The following is a 20,913-nucleotide window of genomic DNA, read 5'->3' as shown; positions in this document are numbered from 1 at the left end:
GTTTACACCTTAGCCACGAGTGGGCGACCAAGCAGGCCCTGAGGACGGAAGATCAGAATCACCACCAGCAGGGAGAAGCTGAACACGTCTTTGTAGTCAGAGTTGATCAACCCCGAGAACAGCGACTCGGAAATACCCAGGATGATCCCGCCCAACATCGCCCCAGGCAGGGAGCCGATGCCGCCGAGTACCGCTGCGGTAAATGCCTTGATGCCGATGATGAAGCCGGCATAGAAGTCGAAGGTGCCGTAGTTGAGGGTGATCAGCACGCCGGCCAGGGCGGCCATGGCGGCACCAATGACGAACACGTAGGAGATCACGCGGTCGGTGTTGATGCCCAGGATCGAGGCCATCTTGCGGTCTTGCTGGGTGGCGCGGCACATGCGGCCGAGCTTGGTGTATTTGATGATGTAGGTCAGCAGGCCCATGCCGAGAAACGCGGCCACCAGGATAAACACCTTGGTGTAGGTCAACTGCACGAAGCCCGTGCCGATATCGACGCGCCAGGCGCCGGCCAGCAGGGTTGGAATGCCTTGTTGTTTCGCGCCCTGAGCGATCTGCGCATAGTTTTGCAGGATCAGGGAGATACCGATGGCGCTGATCAGCGGTGCCAGTCGGGTGGAGTTGCGCAGCGGTTTGTAGGCGACACGCTCGATGACCCAACCGTACACGCCGGTGACGACCACGGTGAAGATCAGAGTGCCGAGAATGAGCAGCGGGAAGGATTCGATGCCGAAGTAAGCCAGCAGTGCCAGACTGATCGCCGCGAGGTAAGCGGAAATCATATAAACCTCGCCGTGGGCGAAGTTGATCATGCCAATGATGCCATAGACCATTGTGTAGCCGATGGCGATCAGGCCGTAGACCGACCCGAGGGTCAGGCCGTTGACCAGTTGCTGCAGGAAAATACCATCCATAACGCAATCTCACGCGGTGAGCACCTGCACACGGTTGAGTGCGCGGCGCTTCTGGAGGAAAAGACAGATATCGATATCAACACCACTCCCTGTGGGAGCGGGGCCCTGTGTGGGAGCTGGCTTGTGTGGGAGCTGGCTTGCCTGCGATTGCATCACCTGGGTATTACTGAAGTACCGAGGTGCATGTATCGCAGGCAAGCCAGCTCCCACAACAAGCCCGCTCCTACATGGGTTCCGTGGTGCTTGTTCTTACTTCTGCTTTTCCAACTGGTGGTATTTGCCGTCTTTATCCCACTGGTAAACCACGTAGTCGGAGATTTTCAGGTCGCCCTTGGTATCCCAGGCTTTTTCGCCCATCACGGTTTTCACCGGGTGAGCCTTGAGCCACTTGGCGGCGTCTTCGCCTTTGTTGGATTTGGCGCCGTTGAAGCCAGCCGCCAGGGCCTGGATCGAGGCGTAGGCGTACAGGGTGTAGCCTTCTGGCTCAGTGCCGTTTTTACGGAACTCTTCCACCACGGTTTTGCTGTCTGGCAGCAGGCGCGGGTCGGCGCCGAAAGTCATGTACACACCATCCACGTATTGCTTGCCGCCAGCGGTGGCCACCAGTTCGTCGGTCACGACACCATCATCGGACATGAACTTGACGTCCTTGAGGCCGGCTTCACGAATCTGGCGAACCAGCGGACCGGCTTCCGGGTGCAGGCCGCCGAAGTACACGACGTCCGCACCAGTGGAGCGGATTTTGGTGACCAGCGCGCTGAAGTCTTTCTCGCCACGGGTCAGGCCTTCTTCCAGCACCGGCTTGACGCCGCGCTTGGTCAACTGGGCAGCAGTAGCGTCGGCCAGGCCTTTGCCGTAGGTGTCCTTGTCGTTGATGACCGCTACTTTTTTGCCTTTGAGCACGTCGACGATGTAGTCGCCGGCCACGATGCCTTGCTGGTCGTCACGCCCGCACATGCGGAACACGGCGCTCAGACCACGCTCGGTTACCTGTGGGTTGGTGGAGCCCGGGGTAATCATGATGATGCCCGCATCGGCATACACTTCAGACGCCGGGATGGTGTTGGACGAGCAGAAGTGCCCGACCACGCCGATCACTTTGTCCTGGTCGGCCAAGCGGTTGGCCACGGCCACGGCTTGCTTGGGCTCACAGGCGTCATCACCGGCAACCAGTTTGATCTGCTCGCCGTTGATGCCACCGGCCTTGTTGATAACATCGGCTGCCGCTTGGGCACCCTTCATGTACTGCTCACCGAAAGCTGCGTTGGCGCCCGTCATCGGGCCTGCCACGCCAATCTTCACATCAGCTTGAACAAACGCAGAAACACCCAACGCCGCTGCAACGGCGAGGGCCAGAAAACCTTTCTTGTAAAACGTCTGGGACATGAGTGGTGCTCCGAGGTTTTTGTTTATTGGCACTACGAATTCGCGTCAAACTTTCACAGGAAAGCCCAGAGCAAGGCGCGTGCCATTACTTTTTTATTCTTCAAAAAGACACGGTGTCATTGTTATTACAGGCGTTTCGACTCCCTTTGCCAGTACGTGCAACCGTCTAGCATCGAAAGGTGCAACCAATGAATCCAAAAAGTACAACCCTGGCAGGTCGCACCTGCAACCGGATGCCTAAACGACAGTTCCTACAGCTGTAACAATGTGCGTAACGGAACTGCACATTTACAGTGCGTGATTGCTACGACTTGCACCAATACAGATTAGTAGCCTGCTAAGAAGATGCAGGCTTTTGACAGGTATTTCGCTGATCAGACCACGATCCGCAGGCATTGCCCGGCGTGATACAGCGAGAACCCCGCTTCATACAGGCAACTGCGCAGGCCCACCCCGGCCAGCGGTTGCATCGGCGCAAACGGGATCGGCAGCGCCTGTGGGTTCTGGTGACACAAATAGTCTGCAAAGGCTTTGCCCACCACACTGCCCGTGGTCACGCCGCGGCCGTTATAACCGGTGACGGCGACCAGACCGGGGGCCGGCTCGAACAGGCGCATCAGGTGGTCCGGGGTGAAGGCGATGCAGCCGGTCCAAGTGCATTCCCACTGCACCGATTTGAGGTACGGGAAGTAATGCTGCTGCACCCGATCGGCCCACGCCTTGAGGAACCACGTCGGTTTCTGGTTGCCATTGCCCAGGCTGCCGAGCAACAAGCGGCCATCCGCGTCGCGGCGGATGCTGCTTAACACCTGGCGTGTGTCCCACGAGCCCTGCCCGCCGGGGAGGATCTGTTTGGCGGCGTCGTCCGTCAGCGGTGCCGAGGCGACCTGGTAGTAATAGCCGGGGAAAAAGTTGCGCCGCAGCTCAGTCCATTCACCTTCGGTATAGGCGTTGGAGGCGATCACCACTTGCGCCGCCTGCACTGAACCTTGGGTGGTCTGCACCGACCAGACTGCACCTTGGCGTTCAAGCTGAGTGACTGGCGAATGATCGAACAGTTGCCCGCCAAGCCCCACGGCGGCATTCGCCAGGCCACTGGTGTAGGCCATTGGGTTCAAGGTGCCAGCGCGCCGGTCCAGCAGGGCGGCGGCGATCTTTTTGGTGCCGGTGGCCTGTTCACACGCCTGGCCCGTGAGCAGCTCGACGGGGGCGCCACGGCGTTTCCATTGCTCTTCGCGACTGCGCAAATCCGCCTCGCCACGGGCGTTATGCGCCATGTGCAAGGTGCCCTCACGGCGCAGTTGGCAATCAATCTTGTATTTGTCGATCAGGCTGAACACCAGCGACGGTGCCGCGCCCAGCATGCGGTTGAGCTGACTGCCCACCGCCTCGCCAAAACCGGCTTCGATCTCGTCCGGCGGGATCCACATACCGGCGTTGACCAGCCCGACGTTACGCCCCGAACCGCCATGGCCGGTGCGATGAGCCTCCAGCACGGCGACGCTTTTGCCTTGCTCCAGCAGGTGAATGGCGGCCGACAAGCCGGTGATACCGGCACCGATCACGCACACATCAACCTTGACCTCGCCCTTGAGCGCGGCGCGATCGGGCCGGCCTGGGGTGAGTTGTTCCCATAAACATGTTTCGCGTAGTGCCATTGCCAGACTCCGATGAGACCCAACAAACAACTATTTCCGAACTGCAAACCCAATCAACTGTGGGAGCTGGCTTGCCTGCGATAGCGGTGTATCAGTCACCACCGCTATCGCAGGCAAGCCAGCTCCCACATTGATCCCACTTCGACTTGGGGGATCAGTCGAAGGTGATGCCTTGGGCCAGCGGCAATTCCAACGAGTAGTTCACGGTATTGGTCTGGCGACGCATATACCCGCGCCATGCATCCGAACCCGACTCACGCCCCCCACCGGTCTCTTTCTCACCGCCAAACGCGCCACCAATCTCCGCGCCGCTCGGGCCGATGTTGACGTTGGCGATGCCGCAGTCACTGCCCACCGCCGACATGAACTGCTCGGCTTCACGCACGTCGGTGGTGAAGATGCACGAGGACAGGCCTTGCGGCACGGCGTTATTCAGGCGCAAGGCTTCGGTGAAGTCGCTGTAGCCAACCACATACAGAATCGGCGCGAAGGTTTCGGTACACACCACGTCACTTTGCTCGGGCATCTCCACAATGGCCGGCGACACGTAGTAGGCATTCGGGAACTTGTCTTCCAGCTGGCGCTTGCCGCCGAACACCTTGCCGCCTTCGCTCAAGGCTTGCTCCAGGGCGTCCTGCATGTTCTCGAAGCCGTGCTTGTCGATCAGCGGGCCGATCAGGTTGCCTTCCAGCGGGTGGCCGATGCGCACTTTGGAATAGGCGGCTTTGAGACGGGTAACGATTTCTTCCTTGACCGACTCATGGGCGATTAAACGGCGCAAGGTGGTGCAACGCTGGCCGGCAGTGCCGACGGCGCTGAACAGAATGGCGCGCACGGCCATGTCGAGGTCGGCGCTTGGGCCGAGGATCATCGCGTTGTTGCCGCCCAGCTCAAGGATGCTGCGGGCGAAACGTGCGGCGACTTTCGGCGCCACTTCGCGGCCCATGCGCGTGCTGCCGGTGGCGCTGATCAGCGCAACGCGCGGGTCATCCACCAGCGCCGCACCGGCGTCACGGCCGCCAATGATCACTTGGCTGAGGTAGTCGGGGGCGCCGTCGAACTTCTTTAGTACGCGCTCGAACAATGCCTGGCAGGCCAAGGCGGTCAGCGGGGTCTTTTCCGAGGGTTTCCAGATCACCGCGTTGCCGCACACCAGCGCCAGCGTGGTGTTCCACGCCCACACGGCGACCGGGAAGTTGAAGGCGCTGATCACGCCGACCACACCCAGCGGGTGCCAGGTTTCACGCATGTGGTGGCCTGGGCGCTCGGAGGCGATGGTCAAGCCGTACAACTGGCGGGACAGGCCCACGGCGAAGTCGCAGATGTCGATCATCTCCTGCACTTCACCCAAGCCTTCCTGGGTGATCTTGCCGGCCTCCCACGACACCAACTCGCCCAGGTCGGCTTTATATTCGCGCAATACATCGCCGAACTGGCGCACCAGCTCGCCGCGACGCGGTGCCGGCACCTTGCGCCAGGCCTCGAATGCATGCTCGGCGCGACTGACCTGCTGCTCCACTTCAGCGGCACCTTCCCAGTGCACACTGCCGATACGGCTGCCATCAATCGGCGAATGCACGGGCTGTTTACCCGACTGGTACAGCGCCGGGTTTACCCCGAGACGGTCAAGCAATGCGGCAACCATGGGTCACTCCTTCAAACTCAAACAGAAAATTCGCGCCGCCACAGACACGGCGATCCAGACCTTATTTGTAGCTGGCCCAAGACTTGCCAACAAACGACGATTAGGCGAGATATCATTCCGTTTACTCATGCAAAGAATAAAAAGAGGCGTGCCGTGCTGAATAAAAGACATTTGCCCTCGATCACCGCCCTGCAGTGTTTCGAAGCCGCCACCCGCCACCTGAGCTTCACCCGCGCTGCCGAGGAACTGAACCTCACGCAAAGCGCGGTGAGCAAGCAGGTCGCGCAGCTGGAAGAATTGCTCCAACACCTATTGTTTCGCCGGGTGCGCCGCCGCTTGCAGATGACCCCGGCAGGGGATTTGTACCTGGTGGAAGTGCGCAAGATCCTCACGCAAGTGGAGATGTCCACCCACTACCTGCGCTCCTACGGCGGCGAGACCGAAGTGCTGCGCGTGTCCACGCCCTACACGTTCGGCGCGCGCTGGCTGGTGCCGCGCCTCAAGGGCTGGCGTTTGCGTCACCCGCAGATCCACCTGGACCTGTGCAACGAGCAGGAGCCGGACGAACTGTTGCAAGGCAAGGCCGACATGGCCTTCTACTTCGGCCAGCGTTCACGGCCAGGCACCGAGAGCCTGAAACTGTTCAGCGAAGAGTTGGTGCCGGTGTGTGCGCCAGAGAGCTTGCCTGCGCAGCCATTCACCGACCCCACGCAGTTGAGCAACCTGGTGCTGCTGCAAAACGCCTCGCGACCGCAAGGCTGGCATGACTGGTTCGCCAGCCAGGGCTACCAGACCGAGCACAGCTACCACGGGCCGCGTTTTGATACCTTTTATATGTGCATTCGGGCGGCGCAGGTCGGCTGTGGCGTGGCCTTGTTGCCGCGCTTTCTGGTGGAGGAAGAGCTGGCCGAGGGCAAGCTGGTGATTCCCTGGCAGCATGCGATGCCCAGCCAGGATGCGTATTACCTGGCGTATCCCGAGCATTCGGCGGAGGTGCCCAAGGTGCGTGAGTTTGTGAAGTGGATGATGGAGCAGGTTTAGCTCTTTTTGGGCTGCACCACCGTCATCGCAGGCAAGCCAGCGCCCACATTTGGAATGCATTTCAAGTGTGGGAGCTGGCTTGCCTGCGATGAGGCCAGTGGCCGCACTGAAAAAATCACTGGCAAAACCCCACAGGTCTATGCGCCACTAGCACCCTTCCTTAATTGTGCGTAAAGGCCGGCGCCCATCGCCGACCCGTCTGGAGATTCCCGTTATGAGCGAGAGTGTGTTTGCCGATCGCATCGTGCAGAACTTGCTCGACACCGACTTCTACAAGTTGACCATGATGCAGGCGGTGCTGCACAACTACCCGAACGTGGAAGTTGAATGGGAGTTTCGTTGCCGCAACAGTGAAGACCTGCGCCCGTACCTGGCGGAAATCCGCTATCAGATCGAACGCCTCGCCGAGTTGAGCCTGAGCCCCGACCAGTTGGGCTTCCTGGAACGCATCAGCTTTATGAAGCCGGACTTCCTGCGCTTTCTGGGGCTGTTTCGCTTCAACCTGCGCTACGTGCAAACCGGCATCGAGAACGGCGAGCTGTTTATCCGCCTGCGTGGGCCGTGGCTGCATGTGATCCTGTTTGAAGTGCCGATGCTGGCCATCGTCAGCGAAGTGCGTAACCGCTACCGCTACCAGACCGTCATCCTCGAACAGGCCCGCGAACAGCTGTACCGCAAGTTCGACTGGCTGTCCGCCAATGCCAGCAGCGAAGAACTCTCGGAGCTGCAAGTGGCCGACTTCGGCACCCGCCGGCGCTTCTCGTACCGCGTGCAGGAAGAAGTGGTCAGCGTGCTCAAGCACGACTTCCCCGGGCGTTTTGTCGGCACCAGCAACGTGCACCTGGCCCGCGAGTTCGACATGAAACCGCTGGGCACCATGGCCCACGAATGGATCATGGCCCACCAACAACTCGGCCCGCGCCTGATCGACAGCCAGATCGCCGCCCTCGATTGCTGGGTACGCGAATACCGTGGCCTGCTGGGCATCGCGCTGACCGACTGCATCACCACCGACGCGTTCCTGGGCGATTTCGACCTGTACTTCGCCAAGCTCTTCGACGGCCTGCGCCACGACTCCGGTGACCCGATTCAATGGGCCGAGAAAGCCATCGCCCACTACCACAAACTCGGTATCGAGCCGATGAGCAAGACCCTGGTGTTCTCCGACAGCCTGACGCTGCCCAAGGCCTTGGAGATTTTCCGCGCCCTGCGCGGCCGCATCAATGTCAGCTTCGGTATCGGCACCAACCTGACCTGTGACATTCCGGGTGTTGAACCGATGAGCATCGTGCTTAAAATGACTGCCTGTAATGGCCAGCCCGTGGCGAAGATTTCCGATGAGGCAGGCAAGACCCACTGCACCGACCCCAATTTTGTCGCCTATTTGCGTCACGTTTTTAAAGTACCTGCCCTTTCCAGCAAGGAGTGAATCATGCAAGCCGTACAGCGTGAGATTGCGCAGCAGCTCAAGGTCCAAGCACCGTTCAACGACCAGGCCGCCCTTGAGGCCGAAGTGGCGCGCCGCGTAGGGTTTATCCAGGACTGCCTGCGCAATTCCGGGCTCAAGAGCTTGGTGCTGGGCATCAGCGGCGGTGTCGACTCCCTGACCGCCGGCCTGCTGGCCCAGCGTGCAATGAAAGAACTGCGCGCCAGCACAGGTGATGAAACCTACCGTTTTATCGCGGTGCGCCTGCCCTACGAAACCCAGTTCGACGAACACGACGCCCAGGCGTCGGTGGACTTTATCGACCCGGACGAACGCCACACCGTGAACATCGGCCCGGCGGTGAAATCCCTGGCCAATGAAGTGGCGGCGTTTGAAGGCAAGGCGGCGGTGTCGCGTGATTTCGTGCTGGGCAACACCAAGGCGCGCATGCGCATGGTGGCGCAGTACACCATCGCCGGCGCGGCCGGTGGCCTGGTGATCGGTACCGACCATGCAGCGGAAGCGGTGATGGGCTTTTTCACCAAGTTCGGTGACGGTGCCTGCGACCTGGCGCCGCTGAGCGGATTGGTGAAGAACCAGGTGCGTGCGATTGCGCGGCACTTTGGCGCGCCGGAGTCGCTGGTCGAGAAGATCCCGACTGCCGACCTTGAAGACCTGTCGCCGGGCAAACCGGACGAAGCCTCACACGGCGTGACCTACGCCGAGATCGATGCGTTCCTGCACGGCGAGCCAGTGCGTGAAGAAGCGTTCAAGATTATCTGCGACACCTATCGCAAGACTGAGCACAAGCGCGTCATGCCCTTCGCGCCGTGAGGTAGACCGCAATCGCAGCGGTGCGACGATTCGACAAGCCAGCTCCCACACTTGACCGAGTTCCCCTGTTGGAAACCGGTCAAATGTGGGAGCTGGCTTGCCTGCGATGAACGATAACGCGGTGTTACTTGACTACCACAGTGCCTTTCATCATCGAGATGTGGCCCGGGAACGAGCAGAAGAACGCGTAATCCGTACCCGCCGCCAGTTTCGACACATCAAAGGTCACCGAATCTTTCTCACCAGCACCAATGATCTTGGTGTGAGCGATGATGCGAGTGTCGCCTTCTTTGAGGTAGTTTTTGTCGATACCAGCGGCCATGCCGTCGCTGGCAACGCCCGGCATGTCGGCGGCGGAACTCAGCACCCAGTTATGGCCCATGACGTTTTTCGGCAAGCTGCCGGAGTGTTCAAGGTTCACGGTGAACTTCTTGCAGCTCTTGTCGATGGTGATTTCTTTGGTGTTAAAGGACATCTGGTCGGTGGAATCAACAGTGACCGCGCACTCTGCAGCAAGCAACTGGCCGCTCGCCAGTGTCAGCAGGGAAACAGCAACGATTTTGGCAAACATGTGAATCTCCAAGGCAGGGTTTAAAAAACGCGTATTGCGACTAGGGTGCCCCAAGCAGGCTGAAATTCTTATGATCTGAATCAACAGATTGTATACAACTTTAGGCTATCAGACTGATCAACACAATCTACCAGCTAAACAACAGCCACCCGCTTATGATCGCTCCATCACCCACCGGAGCGTCTGCCATGCACTTCAATCAATTCTTCAACGGCCTGTTGGCTGCGTATGCCTGCGGTAAGTGAAGGCCAATCGCGCTGCTAAGCTGCTACCATAGCGACCCAAGGCAGCTGCGCGCCGCCCACCCTCACCTTCGACCCTAGAGGATCGCCCATGGCCAAACCTAATTACTCCTTCGCCAAACGTCAGAGAGACTTGGCCAAGGAGCAGAAGAAAGAGGAAAAGCTGCAACGCAAGAAAGCCGCTGCAGATGAAGAAGCAGGCGCACTGAACCCGGATGCTGAAGGCGAAGTGGCTGCTGATGACACCGAGACACCGAAAGACCCGGCGGAATAAATTTTGTTGAGGTGAGCAGGCCCTCCCTGCTCACCCCAACCCACTGTTACTCCAGCGGCATCACCGTCACCCGAACCTCCGGGTCATGGTTCCCTCCTCCCAGAATCACCCCACGCAACGGCGAGACATCCGAGAAATCACGGCCCCAGGCCAGAGTGATGTGCTCCAGTGCCGGCTGCACATTATTCGTCGGATCAAAATCCACCCAGCCCGCCACCGGGCAAAACACCGAGACCCACGCGTGGGAGGCATCAGCGCCGATCAGCCGTGGCTGGCCGGGCGGTGGCTGGGTCAGCAGGTAGCCGCTGATATAACGCGCGGCCAGGCCCCGCGAGCGCAGGCACGCGAGCATCAGGTGAGCGAAGTCCTGGCACACGCCGCGTCGGCGCTCCAGCACTTCCACCAAGGGCGTGGCGACCTGGGTGGCTTCGGCATCGAAGGTGAATTCGCTGAAGATCTTCTGCATCAAGGCCTGCACGCCCAGCAGCAACGGCACGCCTGGCGGGAAGCAGCTTTCGGAGAACTCGACGAAGGTGTTCTTCAGGTGCACGTAGGGCGATTCGAAGCGATAACGGCAGGCTTCGAGCATCTCCGGCGACAGTACTTGGCTGCTGTAGGTCAGGCTGTCGCGCGTCTGGTCCCAAGGCGGTGACTGCTGGAAATCCAGCGCCGGCCGCGCCAGCACTTCCACGGTCAGCCCGGCATTGACCAGCAATTCATCATGGGGCCGTTCGAACGCCAGCCGGGTGATCGGGTTGCCGAACACGTCCAGCTCATCACGACGCGACGACGGCTGCGGGCTGATATCCAATTGCTGGGAACTGCAGCGCTGCCACGCGCACGGCCGCGGCCACAGGTGCGCCAACTGCTGGGCCAGGGACACCGGGCTGTCGTAGTGGTAATGGGTATCGTGAAAAATCTGGTAGCGCGCACTCATCACACCGACACCGTTTGCTGGCTGACATCATCCACATGGGCAAAGTGGCGCAACGCCAGGCGATCCGACACTTGCCCGCTCTCATCGGCGACCGCTTGCAGCAGGTCCGCCAGGCCGTCCAACGCGGCACGTACGCTGGATTCGCCGAACAGCGGGTTCTCCAGGCAGCCCAGATCAAAACGCGACAGGCGCTCCACCAACGGCGCCAGGCCGGTTTCCCGTGGCACGCCAAAGTCATCATTGAGACGCCGCAGGGTGCGGCTGACCAGCTTCAACTGGAACAGCACCGCATGCGGGTTCTGTTCATCGAGCAGCAACAAGTCGAGCACCGGGATCAGTTGCGGCACGGCCAGGTAACGCGAGCGATAGGTGATGCTGCTGTTGCCCAGCTCCAGCAGCCATTCCAACCCGGCCTGATCAAACACCGCCACGCCACGCAGGAACGCGGCGAGGCTGCTGCTGAGAAATTGCAGGCGCTCAATACGCCGGCCCATCATCAAAAAGCGCCAGCCTTCATCACGGGTCATGTCATCCAGGGCAAACCCGGACAGCGCCGCCAGGGACATCACCAGGCGGTTGAGGAAATCCAGCAACTCGCCAAAATCCGGGGCCTCGCTTTCCAACTCCAGGGCTTCGCGCTGCAACTCCACTAGCGCTTGCCAGTTCTCGCGGGACAACTTGCCACGCACCTGGGACGCCGCCCACTGCAAGCGTTGCAGGTTGGCGCGCAGGCTCGACGGCCAGTCATCGCCGAGCAAAGCGGCAAGCAGGCGCTCGGGCAGTTCGCCCTCCTCCGGCAACAAGCGCAGGGTCTCGCCCAGCTCGACAGCGGCCTGCAAGGCTTGCGGGTCGTCGCCATCGACATAACGAGCCAGCACAATGCGCAGCCAGCGCGCGCTGTCATCACAGCGCTCGCAGTAACGGCCAAACCAGAACAGGTTTTCCACCACGCGCGACGGCAGATAAGGGTCGCGCCGCACCAGATCATGTACGCCAATCGCCCGTTGCGCGCGCCAATGCTCGCCGCCGACAGCGCGATCGCCGAGCACCCACGTGTCTTTGCTCGCGCCACCACGCTGCATCGACACCACTTCGGCATCCGCCTCAGCCGCCACGCGAGTCAGGCCGCCGGGCAGTACACGGTAGCCGTCAGCGCTGGCCACCGCGTACACGCGCATGCCGATGGCACGGTGTTGCAGATGGTCGTCGACGGTGTGCCATACCGGCGCCTGGGACAATTGCGCCAGCTCCTGGGCCACATAGGCGTAAGGCCGCGCACGCATGCGTTCGGCCAGGGCCAGGCGTTGCTCTTCGTTCAAATCGCGGCCGAATACCGGTGCGAAGCTTTGCGAAGGAAACGCTGGTTTGATCAGCAATTCCGGCAGTTTTTCCAAGGCTTCGGCCAGCACCGGCGCCTCGCCGCACCACCAGGTGGCGATGGACGGCAGGATCAGTTCTTCACCAAACAAAAACTCGTTGATCTTCGGCAGAAAGCCGAGCAAACCGGGCGACTCCAGCACGCCGCTGCCCAAGGCATTGGCCACCAGCACATTGCCCTGGCGCACCGCATCCAGCAGGCCGGGCACGCCCAGCGCCGAGTCGGTGCGCAGCTCCAGCGGGTCGCAGAAATCGTCGTCCAGGCGCCGCATGATCGCGTGCACCCGGCGCAGGCCGCTGAGGGTTTTGAGGAACACCGTGCTGTCGCGCACCGTGAGGTCGCCGCCTTCCACCAACGGGTAGCCGAGCTGGCGCGCCAGGTAGAGGTGTTCGAAATAGCTTTCGTTGAAACGCCCCGGCGTGAGCAGCACGATCAGCGGCGGCTGGTCGTCACCGGGTGCCTGGCGGGCCAGGGTTTCCTGGAGCGTGCGGAAGAAACCGGTGAGGTGTTGAACCTGCAAATCGCGGTACAGATCCGGGAATGCACGGGACACGATGGTGCGGTTTTCCAGCGCGTAACCTGCGCCCGATGGCGCCTGGGTACGGTCGGCGGTGACCCACCAGCGGCCATCCGGGGTGCGCGCCAGGTCCACGGCATACAGGTGCAGAAACGCGCCGTCCGGTGGCTGAATGCCCTGGCACGGCCACAGGAAGTTGTTGTGCCCAAACACCAGCTCCGCCGGCAACAGGCCTTCTTTGATCAAGCGCTGCGGGCCGTACAGGTCGGCGAGCACGGCATTGAGCAAACGCGCACGCTGGGCGATACCGGCCGACAGGTGCAGCCACTCATCGGCGGCCAGCACATGGGGCAGCAAGTCCAGCTCCCACGGGCGGTCGGCGCCTTTGGGGTCGGCGTAGACGTTGTAGGTCACGCCGTTTTCCTGGATCTGCCGGGTCAGCAACGCCTGGCGCTGGGCCAGTTGCACGGGCGTACTGCGTTGCAGGTGATCGAGCAGGCGCTGCCAATGGGCACGTACCGCGCCACTGTCGTCGAGCAGTTCGTGATAGGTGCCCGCAGTGAGCGGGTAACGGTCGAGCAAGTCGGGCATGGAACGCTCGGCAGAGGCAAGGGAAGTCAGTTTAAATCAAATTCAACGCGATCTTGTGTGGGAGCTGGCTTGCCTGCGATAGCGGTTTTCCTGCCACCTGATTGGCTGGCTGATACACCGCTATCGCAGGCAAGCCAGCTCCCACATTTTAGATCTCATTTAGTCATTTTTATTGGGGAAACGCCGCAAATCCAGGGTCATTGGTAGTTCATCGTTAATCACCAAGGGCGGCACAGGCAATTTGCCTGGGCTGTGGCCGAGGCGGAAAAACCGCGCCATACGCCGGCTCTCCGCCTCATTGGCATTCACCGGCAAGCTGTCGTAATTACGCCCACCCGGATGCGCGACGTGGTACTGGCAGCCGCCCAGCGAGCGTTGCATCCAGGTATCGAGCAAGTCGAACACCAACGGCGCATGCACCGCGATGGTCGGTTGCAAACAGTTGGCCGGTTGCCAGGCGCGATAACGCACGCCAGCGACGAACTCGCCGATACGCCCGGTCGGCTGCAACGGCACCGGGATGCCGTTGCAGGTCAGCAGGTAGCGTTGCGGCGCCAAGCCGCTCAACTTCACCTGCAAGCGTTCCAGGGATGAGTCCACGTAACGCACCGTGCCACCGACGGCGCCTTCTTCGCCCAGCACGTGCCAAGGCTCCAACGCCTGGCGCAACTCCAGTTCGATACCGCTGACGGCGTAGTCGCCGACCTTGGGGAAACGAAACGCCAGGTGCGCGGCAAACCATTCGGCGCGCAGCGGGTAACCAGCAGCATTCAGCTCGACGATCACGTCGGCAAAATCCTGCTCGATAAAGTGCGGCAGCAAAAAGCGATCGTGCAGCTCCGTGCCCCAGCGCGCCAGTTTTGCTGGTGCATACGGCTCACGCCAGAAGCGCGCGACCAAGGCCCGCAGCAGCAATTGCTGGGTGAGGCTCATGCGCGCATGGGGCGGCATTTCAAACGCACGCAGTTCCAACAGGCCCAGGCGGCCGGTGGCGCCATCGGGCGAATAGAGTTTGTCGATACAGAACTCGGCGCGGTGAGTGTTGCCGGTCACGTCGATCAGCAGGTTGCGCAACAGCCGGTCGACCAGCCACGGCGGGCATTCTTCGCCAGGCTCGGGCATTTGTGCGAAGGCGATTTCCAGCTCATACAGCGCGTCGTTACGCGCTTCATCCACCCGTGGCGCCTGGGAGGTCGGGCCGATAAACAGCCCGGAAAACAGGTACGACAAGGACGGATGGTTATGCCAGTAGCTGATCAGGCTGCGCAGCAAATCCGGGCGGCGCAGGAACGGTGAGTCTTTCGGCGTAGCGCCGCCCAGCACAAAGTGGTTACCACCGCCGGTGCCGGTGTGGCGCCCGTCGATCATGAACTTTTCGGTGGTCAGGCGGGTTTGCCGCGCCTCTTCGTAGAGGAACTCGGTGCGTTCTACCAGCTCATCCCAAGTGGCGGACGGCTGCACATTGACCTCGATCACACCCGGGTCCGGCGTGACCCGGAAGTTGCTCAAGCGCGTATCGAACGGCGGCTCGTAACCTTCCAGCAACACCGGGCAATGCAGTTCTTCGGCGGTGGCTTCAATAGCGGCCACCAACTCCAGGTAATCCTCGACGCGTTCCAGCGGCGGCATAAACAGGTACAAACGCCCTTCCCGTGCTTCGGCACACAAGGCGGTGCGAGTCAGCCAATCGGCGGATTCGTCGACCTTGGGCACGCGCTCGTCGCTCGGCGCAGGCGTGCCATGGCTTTGCAGTTGCGCGGTGGTCGGCAGGTCCGGCTGATCCTGATTCGGGTCGGCGGGATGCACAAATGGGTATTCCGCCGCCGTCACCCACGGCTGCGAGGCCAACGGCAGGCGGTAACCCAAGGGCGAATCACCCGGCACCAGACGGCAGTGGTTATCACGCAGGTACCAGCGCCCACTCTGCCAGCGGTCATTGGCCGCCGTGCGCGCCAGAGGCAACACTTGGCCGATGACTTTATCCAGGCCCTGGCTGAACACTTTGCGCAGGCGCTCGCGCTCCAGGTCATCACTCAGGCGCGGGTCCTGGGCGGTGACGTTTTGCGGCAGCGCACCTTCGCGCCACAGGTAGTAGAAGTTGTCTTCGAAAGCCGGGAACACAAAGCGTGCCGGCAGTTTAAGGCGCTCGGCGACACTGGCCAGGAAGCGCCCGGCCATCACGTCATCGGCGCCGTAGTCCTGTTGTTCATCGGCGATCAGCGCGCTGTTGTGCCAGATCGGCACGCCGTCGCGGCGCCAGTAGCAATTGAGCGACCAGCGCGGCAGTTGCTCGCCGGGGTACCACTTGCCCTGGCCGAAATGCACCAGGCCTTTGGGCGCGTAGTGGGCACGCATGCGCTGGAACAGCTCGGCGGACAGGCGACGCTTGTCCGGCCCCAGCGCCGCGGTGTTCCACTCGGCGCCGTCGGGATCATCGATGGAGACAAAGGTCGGTTCGCCGCCCATGGTCAGGCGTACATCATCCTTGAGCAGGTCGGCGTCGATCTGCCGGCCCAACGCCTGGATCGCCAGCCATTGCTCTTCGGTGTAGGGCTTGGTGACGCGCGGCGCTTCCCAAATGCGCTCCACCGACATCTCGTGGGTAAATTCGCACTCGCAGGGTTCCACCAGCCCGCTGATTGGCGCAGCGGACGAAGGATCAGGGCTACAGGCCAATGGGATATGCCCTTCACCGGCGAACAGCCCGGAGGTGGCGTCCAGGCCGATCCAGCCCGCGCCGGGCAAATACACCTCGCACCAGGCGTGCAGGTCGGTGAAGTCGACTTCGGTGCCGGACGGGCCATCGAGGGCTTTGACGTCGGCGGTGAGCTGGATCAAGTAGCCCGACACAAACCGCGCCGCCAACCCCAGGTTGCGCAGCAATTGCACCAGCAGCCACGCCGAATCGCGGCAGGAGCCGGAAGCGGCGCCCAAGGTGAATTCCGGCGTTTGTACGCCCGGTTCCATACGGATCAAATAGCCGATGTCGGCCGCCAGGCGCTGATTGAGCCCGACCAGAAAATCCACAGCCGGCAGCGGCGTGCGGTCGATGCCGGCCAGATAGGCGGCAAACTTTGGCGTCAGCGGCAAGGTTTCCAGGTACGGCGCCAGCTCACGCTGCTCATCGGCGGCGTAACTGAAGGGGATTTTTTCGGCGTAGGGCTCGAGGAAAAAATCGAACGGGTTGAATACCGCCATCTCGGCGACGAGGTCGACCTCAATGCGCAACTCATCAGTCTTTTCCGGGAATACCAGGCGCGCCAGGTAATTGCCCTGCGGGTCTTGCTGCCAATTGATGAAGTGCTGCTCGGGCAGCACTTTGAGCGCGTAAGACAAGATCCGCGTGCGACTATGGGCAGCCGGGCGCAAGCGCACGATCTGTGGGCCGAGTTCGACAGCGCGGTCATAGCGGTAATGCGTAACGTGGTGCAACGCGACATGAATCGACACGGCGGCCTCCTGCGAGCCAGGGCATGAACACAAAGCGCGCAAGACTTATGCCAGAGCGGCCGTCATTGCGCTTTATCGTAAGACCCGGTGCAGTACAGCACCAAAACGGCGCCAACGTGGGTGCCGTGGTGCAAGGCTTGCACATATTTGTGGCGTGCGTGTGAGGCCGGGTAGTGAATCTACCCAGTCAGCGCGTTTTGTGGCGAGCGATCGTGGCTTCGCGAAGGTGGCGGACTTCGAGCAGCTTTTGGCGCATTTCGCGGTGGCGCTTGCTGTTAAGCAGGAGCAACCCCAACAGCGGAAAGAGCACAGCCGAACCGTAGACCAGTTTGGGAATGGGGTACTGGATCATCGGCAGCACGAACAGCAGGCAGCAACCCAGATAACCCGCCACCAGGCCGGTGGCCCATGGGCGGCCACGCGCAACCATCACGTTGGCAAAGACCAGCACCGCCACCAGCAACAAAATCGCCAGGCCTGAGTAGTCGGATTTAAGCGACGGATCGACACCCCGCAAATACGTCACGCCGGCGAGGGATACAGCAGACGCGCCGGAAAAGATCGCCATGAAGATCGTGCCCATGAACACCGGGAAATAGCGCGCGAGGAAACTGCCCATGTCGGGGAAACCTTTCATTCGGTGAGGTCCTCGTACAAGCCGATTGCAAGGGTGGTGGCGGTGCCCACGCTACCGCTGCGGTAGCTGCCCACGATACCGAGGATGCCGCCCAATGCGTCTTTCATCTGGGTCAGGGTGGCATGCCGAATTTCCGTGGAGCTGAAGCTCTTGGTCAATTTGCCTGCACGCTGCTGCAACTTGAGCAACTTGGGCGTCAGGCTGGGGTCGCGCAGGCTTAGCAGCTCCTTGGTCAGTTTCTTGCGTTCCTGGCGATTTAAACCCTTGAGCAATTCATACCAACTCTTGCCCAGAGCGGCAGCCTTTTTGGCCCTGAGCAGCTTCACCGTGGTCAGCGCGCCGGTGCCGATCCCCACCAGGGAAGCCGTATCAAGGATGGTTGAAACAGCGCCGAACCATTCGGCGTCATCCATCCGGTCGTTAGCGTCAGGGTCGAGTATCTCGTTGTAGGTACGCGCCACGCCAAACCCGCATTGCGCACTGCTGGCCAGCGCCGCCGTCACGCCAATGCCCACCACGAACGCGCTGGCGCCCGCCGTAAAAGGCACGGCGACGCTGCCGCTGAACACCACGATCCAACCGATAATCGCGGCGGTGCACGACAAGCCCATATCAAACGCCTCTTTTCTGAGGCGTTCTTCCCGTGGGTCGGTCTTGACCTGCTCCACAAACTGCGCGGGCGAAATGTACTTCTGTGCTTCGCGCAAAATGATGCGCTTGGGCTTGATGCTGCAGAGGGGCTTGAATTCGCGCAGGGTGATGACATTGAAGTCGGCGTCGATGTACACCACACCGGCGCCGACAATGCCGGGGTCGGCATCGATGGCGGCGAACAACCGTGGCAGGTTGATCTGGCTTTCGATGCGCTGGCGCGCCATGAATTGGGAGCGGTTGGAGTCCATGCCGATGGAGAGCAGGGGGTTGCTCATGGGTATTCTTCCTTGAATATGAGGGTGGCCGGGCCGGCTTTGTGGGAGCTGGCTTGCCTGCGATGGCGATCTAATGGGCGACACCTTAACAAACAGGCACGCAATCGAATAGAAAGCAAAACGCCAGCACGAGGCTGGCGTTTTGCATATTCAGGTTGCGATCAGCGCGGCACGACCGGCTTGCGCGCAGGCTTGCCGCCTTTGCCCTTCGCCGCATCACTGCGTTCTTTAGCCGCCTGCTTGTTACGCGCCTGAGCTGCCGCCTTGGCTTGCTCACGCTTGTCCCACGGGTTGCTGCCATCACTGCCGCGCGGTGGCAGGCCGGTGTGCTGGGTGAGGATCCTGGTGGTGGTTTCCTTCGCAACCTTATGGCTGCCAGCCGGCGTCGAGTTCTTGCGACGGGCGCTCTGGTAGCTGTCGGTGGACGGCTGGTGCAGCGGGATCAACTGATCCTTGCCCGGCCCGATCAGGTCGGCGCGGCCCATGCGCGTCAGTGCTTCACGCAGCATCGGCCAGCCTTTCGGGTCGTGGTAGCGCAGGAAGGCCTTGTGCAGACGGCGCTGTTCCTCGCTCTTGACGATGGTGACCGCGTCGCTCTTGTAGGTGACCTTGCGCAGCGGGTTCTTGCCCGAGTGGTACATGGCGGTGGCGGTGGCCATCGGCGACGGGTAGAACGCCTGTACCTGGTCGGCACGGAAGCCATTGCCCTTGAGCCACAGGGCCAGGTTCATCATGTCTTCATCGGTGGTGCCGGGGTGGGCGGCGATGAAGTAAGGAATCAGGTACTGCTCCTTGCCCGCTTCCTTGGTGTACTTCTCGAACATGCGCTTGAACTTGTCATAGCTGCCAATGCCCGGTTTCATCATCTGGTTGAGCGGACCTTCCTCGGTGTGTTCCGGGGCGATCTTGAGGTAACCGCCGACGTGGTGGGTAACCAGTTCCTTGACGTATTCCGGCGACTCGACCGCGAGGTCGTAGCGCAGGCCGGAAGCAATCAGAATCTTCTTCACACCCGGCAACGCACGGGCGCTGCGATACAGCTGAATCAACGAGGAGTGATCGGTGTTCAGGTTCGGGCAGATGCCCGGGAACACGCATGACGGCTTGCGGCACGCGGATTCGATTTCCGGGCTCTTGCAGGCGATGCGGTACATGTTCGCGGTCGGGCCGCCGAGGTCGGAGATCACGCCGGTGAAGCCTGGCACTTTGTCGCGGATCTCTTCGATCTCGCGAATGATCGACTCTTCGGAACGGTTCTGGATGATGCGGCCTTCGTGCTCGGTGATCGAGCAGAAAGTACAGCCACCGAAGCAGCCACGCATGATGTTCACCGAGAAACGGATCATGTCGTAGGCCGGGATCTTTTCCTTGCCGTACACCGGGTGCGGGACGCGGGCGTAAGGCATGCCGAACACGTAGTCCATTTCTTCGGTGGTCATAGGGATGGGCGGCGGGTTGAACCACACGTCCACTTCGCCATGCTTCTGCACCAAAGCGCGGGCATTGCCTGGGTTGGTTTCCAGGTGCAGCACGCGGTTGGCGTGGGCGTACAGGACCGAGTCGCCACGGACTTTTTCCATGGACGGCAGACGAATGACTGTCTTGTCACGGGTCATGCGCGGGCTGGCAAGAATTTGTACGACCTTGGCTTCTTCCGGGTCTTCAACCGGGCCTTTTTCCTGCTCGATGGCGCAGGCCTGGGTGTCCTGGGTATTCACATACGGGTTGATGATCTTGTCGATCTTGCCCGGACGGTCGATACGCGTGGAGTCCACCTCGTACCAGCCTTCAGGCGTGTCACGGCGAATGAACGCGGTGCCGCGCACGTCGGTGATGTCTTCGATCTTGTGGCCCCACGACAGGCGCTGGGCAACTTCGACGATGGCCCGCTCGGCGTTGCCGTACAGCAGGATGTCGGCGCAGGCATCGATCAGGATCGAGTTGCGCACACGGTCCTGCCAGTAGTCGTAGTGGGCGATGCGGCGCAGGGACGCTTCGATGCCGCCAAGTACGATCGGCACGTTCTTGTAGGCTTCCTTGCAACGCTGGCTGTACACCAGGCTGGCGCGGTCCGGGCGTTTGCCGGCCATGCCGCCTGGGGTGTAGGCGTCGTCGGAGCGGATTTTCTTGTCGGCGGTGTAACGGTTGATCATCGAGTCCATGTTGCCGGCCGCGACGCCGAAGAACAGGTTCGGCTCGCCGAGCTTCATGAAGTCGTCTTTGGACTGCCAGTTCGGCTGCGCAATGATCCCGACGCGAAAGCCCTGGGACTCCAGCAGCCGGCCGATGATCGCCATGCCAAACGACGGGTGATCCACATACGCATCACCGGTGACGATGATGATGTCGCAGGAATCCCAGCCAAGCTGATCCATCTCCTCCCTGCTCATCGGCAGGAATGGCGCAGGACCGAAACATTCGGCCCAGTACTTGGGATAGTCAAATAACGGCTTGGCTGTTTGCATGACGGTGACCGGTGT

General features: G+C 61.2%; 15 protein-coding genes. 4 read left to right on the top strand and 11 right to left on the bottom strand.

Features of this window, described 5'->3' with window-relative positions; genetic code table 11:
• Nucleotides 1-2: 2 nt before the first annotated feature.
• The 4 genes from AOA62_RS05900 to AOA62_RS05885 form a co-directional block, all read right to left on the bottom strand.
• Complete coding sequence (locus tag AOA62_RS05900) at nucleotides 3-917, bottom strand: branched-chain amino acid ABC transporter permease (protein ID WP_017136076.1); 915 nt, start codon at nucleotides 915-917, stop codon at nucleotides 3-5.
• A 249-nt stretch (nucleotides 918-1,166) separates the two neighbouring features.
• Complete coding sequence (locus AOA62_RS05895; RefSeq protein WP_099548106.1) at nucleotides 1,167-2,303, bottom strand: branched-chain amino acid ABC transporter substrate-binding protein; 1,137 nt, start codon at nucleotides 2,301-2,303, stop codon at nucleotides 1,167-1,169.
• 374 nt (nucleotides 2,304-2,677) lie between these two features.
• Entirely contained in the window at nucleotides 2,678-3,961 is a 1,284-nt protein-coding gene (locus AOA62_RS05890) for an FAD-binding oxidoreductase (protein ID WP_056860510.1), read from the bottom strand.
• A gap of 154 nt (nucleotides 3,962-4,115) precedes the next feature.
• Complete coding sequence (locus tag AOA62_RS05885) at nucleotides 4,116-5,606, bottom strand: aldehyde dehydrogenase family protein (protein WP_017138439.1); 1,491 nt, start codon at nucleotides 5,604-5,606, stop codon at nucleotides 4,116-4,118.
• Between the two features lie 153 nt (nucleotides 5,607-5,759).
• On the opposite strand from AOA62_RS05885, the gene AOA62_RS05880 reads away from it, so the two are divergent.
• The 3 genes from AOA62_RS05880 (at nucleotide 5,760) to nadE (ending at nucleotide 8,907) form a co-directional block, all read left to right on the top strand.
• Nucleotides 5,760-6,647 carry a LysR family transcriptional regulator gene (locus tag AOA62_RS05880; protein ID WP_017138440.1) on the top strand — a complete coding sequence of 296 codons (888 nt, stop codon included), beginning with the start codon at nucleotides 5,760-5,762 and terminating at the stop codon, nucleotides 6,645-6,647.
• Between the two features lie 214 nt (nucleotides 6,648-6,861).
• Complete coding sequence (gene pncB, locus AOA62_RS05875) at nucleotides 6,862-8,076, top strand: nicotinate phosphoribosyltransferase (protein WP_017138441.1); 1,215 nt, start codon at nucleotides 6,862-6,864, stop codon at nucleotides 8,074-8,076.
• 3 nt (nucleotides 8,077-8,079) lie between these two features.
• Nucleotides 8,080-8,907 carry an ammonia-dependent NAD(+) synthetase gene (gene nadE / locus AOA62_RS05870; protein ID WP_099548105.1) on the top strand — a complete coding sequence of 276 codons (828 nt, stop codon included), beginning with the start codon at nucleotides 8,080-8,082 and terminating at the stop codon, nucleotides 8,905-8,907.
• A gap of 124 nt (nucleotides 8,908-9,031) precedes the next feature.
• Here nadE and azu read toward each other — a convergent pair whose 3' ends face one another.
• Nucleotides 9,032-9,478, bottom strand: a complete 447-nt coding sequence (gene azu / locus AOA62_RS05865; protein ID WP_099548104.1) for an azurin — start codon at nucleotides 9,476-9,478, stop codon at nucleotides 9,032-9,034.
• A 333-nt stretch (nucleotides 9,479-9,811) separates the two neighbouring features.
• Between azu and AOA62_RS05860 the strand changes: the two genes are divergently transcribed.
• Complete coding sequence (locus tag AOA62_RS05860) at nucleotides 9,812-9,994, top strand: hypothetical protein (RefSeq protein WP_017138444.1); 183 nt, start codon at nucleotides 9,812-9,814, stop codon at nucleotides 9,992-9,994.
• Between the two features lie 46 nt (nucleotides 9,995-10,040).
• On the opposite strand, the gene AOA62_RS05855 is transcribed toward AOA62_RS05860, so the two are convergent.
• The 6 genes from AOA62_RS05855 to AOA62_RS05830 form a co-directional block, all read right to left on the bottom strand.
• A complete protein-coding gene (locus tag AOA62_RS05855; RefSeq protein ID WP_017138445.1) occupies nucleotides 10,041-10,931 on the bottom strand; it encodes a transglutaminase family protein in 891 nt (296 codons plus the stop codon).
• Nucleotides 10,931-13,417, bottom strand: coding sequence for a circularly permuted type 2 ATP-grasp protein (locus tag AOA62_RS05850; protein ID WP_099548103.1), 2,487 nt, complete (start codon nucleotides 13,415-13,417; stop codon nucleotides 10,931-10,933). Before AOA62_RS05850 ends, AOA62_RS05855 begins: the two co-directional genes overlap by 1 nt.
• A 159-nt stretch (nucleotides 13,418-13,576) precedes the next feature.
• Nucleotides 13,577-16,867: a DUF2126 domain-containing protein gene (locus tag AOA62_RS05845; RefSeq protein ID WP_099548102.1), complete on the bottom strand. Its 3,291-nt coding sequence runs from the start codon at nucleotides 16,865-16,867 to the stop codon at nucleotides 13,577-13,579.
• 187 nt (nucleotides 16,868-17,054) lie between these two features.
• On the bottom strand, nucleotides 17,055-17,504 hold the full coding sequence (locus tag AOA62_RS05840) for a hypothetical protein (protein WP_099548101.1): 450 nt from the start codon (nucleotides 17,502-17,504) through the stop codon (nucleotides 17,055-17,057).
• Nucleotides 17,501-18,433 (bottom strand): NAD synthetase, encoded by a 933-nt coding sequence (locus tag AOA62_RS05835; RefSeq protein ID WP_099548100.1) that lies wholly within the window; start codon nucleotides 18,431-18,433, stop codon nucleotides 17,501-17,503. The genes AOA62_RS05840 and AOA62_RS05835 overlap by 4 nt, the downstream gene beginning before the upstream one ends.
• A gap of 161 nt (nucleotides 18,434-18,594) precedes the next feature.
• A complete protein-coding gene (locus tag AOA62_RS05830; RefSeq protein ID WP_017138450.1) occupies nucleotides 18,595-20,898 on the bottom strand; it encodes a YgiQ family radical SAM protein in 2,304 nt (767 codons plus the stop codon).
• Nucleotides 20,899-20,913 lie beyond the last annotated feature (15 nt).

Origin of the sequence: Pseudomonas sp. 2995-3 (assembly GCF_002742565.1) — a bacterium.
Taxonomy (GTDB): domain Bacteria; phylum Pseudomonadota; class Gammaproteobacteria; order Pseudomonadales; family Pseudomonadaceae; genus Aquipseudomonas; species Aquipseudomonas edaphica.
The sequence above is the reverse complement of the archived record's forward strand: the minus strand, read 5'-3'. Positions and strand labels throughout refer to the sequence as shown.